The organism is Polaromonas sp. P3_C2, assembly GCF_056402675.1.
This window is the reverse complement of sequence record NZ_JBFUGX010000449.1, coordinates 1-3,464: the sequence shown is the minus strand read 5'-3', so window position 1 is coordinate 3,464 and position 3,464 is coordinate 1. Positions and strand designations below refer to the sequence as shown.

Genomic DNA, 3,464 nt, shown 5'->3' with positions numbered 1-3,464 from the left:
GCGACAAACCATCGTAGCCCGAGCGCCCTAAAGGCACAAGCGGGGCACAACCCGCCACCGCCGCAACATGGTCGCTAATTGGTGGTAATTTTGCCGGTTTCGCATGCAGCGCGAATGATGCGCTGGGTCGGGTTGGGCGTCACGTCGCGAAACTCCATGGGACGCACCACTTCGTTGGGGTAAGTCACTGTTTTGTACGGCTCGCCCTTCCACAGGGGCTGCACGTAAAACGCCAGCGTGACGTACTTGGCGCTTTTATCGGCGCAGTCAAACAGCACGGTGGAAACATACGAGCGGTAAGGCACGCCGTCCCAGCTGGTGCGTTGCAGCGCGCGGCTTACGCGTACCTGCATGGCCCGCATGTCGCCGTTGGCGGCAATGGGGGTCGGGTCTACCTCAATGGTATTGACGGCCGGGTYAGCCGGGTCACCCATCACGGTAAACCATGTGGTGGGGGCGGCTGGCGCGCCCCACAGGGAAGCCCCGGACACCAGGGCCCCTAAAACGATGGCTAATTTCTTCATATGACTTTTTTCTTCCTTCCTCCACTGCACGGTCACTTCAAAGCACAGTCCATTGTCTGCAATGCCAGTTTAATCCTGACGCAACGAACGTTCTGTTGCAACTGTTTCCCGACCCGTAGCAGGCGCGCGTCGAAAGGCCCTGTAGGCACACACCCACACGGCTATGGGCCCGATGCCTTCGGCGCGGTCTGGGCCGGCGGGCTATCTTGAACTGCATGGAATTTTCCATGACGCAACTCTCTGAAAGGTACATCCCATGAACAAGGACCAGGTCAAAGGCAAGATCAAGGAAGTTGCCGGTGAAGTGCAGGAACACACCGGCAAGCTGGTCGGCAATGCCGAACAGCAGGCCAAGGGCCATGCCCGTGAATTCCAGGGCAAGGCACAAAAGGCCGCCGGCGACGCGCGTGAGAACGCAGAAGACATCCAGAAGGATCTTGACAAAGACCGCGACCCCCTGGGTCGCTAAGCAGCACTAAAACGCTGCACACCCACCATCGGCCGGCTCTTCCCGGCCGTTTTTTTGCGCGCAAATCGCCGCGTACACCAGCCATTGGCTGACGCGTTCAGGCGCGTTGGCTGATAGCCGGCGGCACGCAGTGCCCGCATCATGAAACCTTCCACCACAGCACACGCACCCATGCCACGCAAAGCCTCCGCTTCCCTGCCCGACGACCTTTTGCATGGTCAGCTGAAGCTGCCTGCCGTGACGATCAACGGCTACAGCCTGGCGCTGCACGACGGCGAGCGCTTTCTGGGCGACACCGTCAGCCGCGTCGCCTACAGCGAAATGCTGGACGTATGGCGCCGGGTGTTTCGCCGCATCAGCGGTGAAGACGTGCTGGGCACCAAGCCCACGCCGGCCATCAGCAAAAAGCGGTTAGACCTGCTCCTTCAACGCGACGGCAAGGCCGCCGCCGTGATTTCCGCGGCATCGGAAGACTACGCCTGGCAGCTGGTGCGTGTGGTGCGGCGTTTTCTGGCGCACCCCTCATGGCACGGCGTGCAGCGCATCGTGGTGGGCGGCGGCTTCCAGCAAAGCCTGGTGGGAGAGCTGGCCATCGACCGCGCGGCCGAACTGCTCTACCAGCAAAATGCCCGCGTGCATTTGATGACGCTGCGCCACCACCCCGACGAAGGCGGGCTGATCGGCTGGGTGCACCTGGCGCCGCCCGAGCTGTTGTCGCAATACGGCGGCTTCCTGGCGGTAGACATTGGCGGCACCAACGTGCGCTGCGGCATTGTGCGGCCACGCCTGAACAAGTCGCCCGACCTGTCGGACGTGCGCGTGGCGGGCCTGGAAAAGTGGGGCCACCGCGGCGACGACGATGTGACCCGCCGCGAACACCTGGTAAGCGGCATTGCCGCCATGCTGAAAAAGCTCAAGCGTCTGGCCGACAAAAAAGGCATCACCCTGGCGCCGTTTGTCGGCGTGGCCTGCCCCGGCATGATCTGCGACGACGGCTCCATCGCCGCCGGCGCGCAGAACCTGCCCGGTAACTGGGAAAGCCCGCGCTTTAACCTGGCGCATGACCTCAGCGAACTGCTGCCGCGCCAGGACGGCCAGACCACCCAGGTGCGGCTGCACAACGATGCGGTGGTGCAGGGCTTGTCTGAGCTGCCCTTCATGCAGGGCGTGAAGCGCTGGGCCGTGCTGACGGTGGGCACCGGGCTGGGCAATGCCAGCTTTGTCAACACGGGCCCACAGGCGGTGCGCAAAACGAAACGCTGACGCCGCATGCCGCGTTGCAATAATTCAAGAGAAAAAGCCCTAAAACCCAATCAGGACAAGCGCAAGCAGCTATCTATTTAATAGCAATCTAACGCACCGCGCACAGCGCTAGCGCGGTGAGATGGGCGCACCCACCACCACGCCCGGCACGGCGGTGTTTTCCACCGTACCTTCAGGCTGCACACGCCGCGGCTGCTCGGGTGGCAACACCACGCCCGGCGCACCACCCGGTACGTTGGGCGCGGGTGTGCCGTCTGCGGCAGGGCCATTCACGGTGATGTACTTGATCACCGGCGCCGGCTGCCACACGCGCGGCGGGCCGCCCTCGGTCGCCTGCCCTCCCACAGCGCCTGACACGTTTTGTGCGCCCAAAGGCTGGGGCATGCCGGAGTCACCACCCGACTGCGCCGGCTGGCTTTCCTGCGGCGGCTCGGCGCCATTGAGCAGCGCTTCAATGCGCTGGCGCTCCTGGTCCGTCACGCCTGCACCCTCTGGCGCGGGGAAGCGCAGGGCCACGTCCACCACTTTCGCCTTGATCGCACCCTGGAAAAACTCACCCACCATCGGCAGCGCGCTGCGGGCGCCCTGCCCATAGCTGTCAGCCATGGTCACGCGGTTGTCGTTAAAGCCCACCCACGCGCCGGCCACCAGCTGCGGGTGCATCATGATGAACCAGCCGTCGGTGTTGCCCTGCGTCGTGCCGGTCTTGCCGGCCACGTCGGCCTGGATGCCGTAACGGCTGCGGATGGCTGCGCCCGTGCCCTGGTCGATCACGCCGCGCATCACGTCCAGCAGCGTCTGCGCCACGGTGGCCGGCATCACGGTTTCGGCCAGCTTGGGCTCAAACGCTTCCAGCACCTTGCCGTTGCGGTCTTCTACCCGGGTAACGAGCACGGGCTCTATATAACGGCCGTCATTGGCCAGCGTGCCGTAGGCCGCCACCATTTCCCTCAGCGTGACAGGGCTGGTGCCCAGCGCGAGCGACGGCACTTCTTCCAGCTTGCTCTGGCGCACGCCCATGGCCTTGGCCAGTTTGGCCACATTGGCCGGGCCCACCGCGTGCATGACCTGCGCGGTGATCGTGTTCTTGGAAAACATCAGGCCCTGGCGCAGCGTCATCATCTCGCCGCTGGGGCCGCCGCCGTCGGTCGGCCGCCAGAAGGCACCGTTGCCCAGCGGAATCTCCACCTCGCCGTCCAGGTACACAT

At 64.2% G+C, this 3,464-nt stretch carries 4 protein-coding genes; 2 read left to right on the top strand and 2 right to left on the bottom strand.

Going from position 1 to position 3,464, the window contains the following annotated elements:
* Nucleotides 1-74 precede the first annotated feature (74 nt).
* On the bottom strand, nt 75-524 hold the full coding sequence (locus AC1DWI_RS16945) for a surface-adhesin E family protein (protein ID WP_477725266.1): 450 nt from the start codon (nt 522-524) through the stop codon (nt 75-77).
* A 256-nt stretch (nt 525-780) separates the two neighbouring features.
* Between AC1DWI_RS16945 and AC1DWI_RS16940 the strand changes: the two genes are divergently transcribed.
* Both AC1DWI_RS16940 and AC1DWI_RS16935 read left to right on the top strand, forming a co-directional pair.
* A complete protein-coding gene (locus tag AC1DWI_RS16940) occupies nt 781-993 on the top strand; it encodes a CsbD family protein (RefSeq protein ID WP_457278743.1) in 213 nt (70 codons plus the stop codon).
* Nucleotides 994-1,164: 171 nt separating this feature from the next.
* Entirely contained in the window at nt 1,165-2,256 is a 1,092-nt protein-coding gene (locus AC1DWI_RS16935; protein WP_477670961.1) for an ROK family protein, read from the top strand.
* 108 nt (nt 2,257-2,364) lie between these two features.
* Here the strand turns inward: AC1DWI_RS16935 and AC1DWI_RS16930 are convergent.
* On the bottom strand, nt 2,365-3,464 hold a 1,100-nt coding region (locus tag AC1DWI_RS16930; RefSeq protein ID WP_477725265.1), incomplete at its 5' end, for a penicillin-binding transpeptidase domain-containing protein.

What these genes read in the sequence shown, in the direction of transcription:
- AC1DWI_RS16940 (WP_457278743.1), top strand. Translation starts at nt 781, where the DNA reads ATGAACAAGGACCAGGTCAAAGGCAAGATCAAGGAAGTTGCCGGTGAA.
- AC1DWI_RS16935 (WP_477670961.1), top strand. Translation starts at nt 1,165, where the DNA reads ATGCCACGCAAAGCCTCCGCTTCCCTGCCCGACGACCTTTTGCATGGT.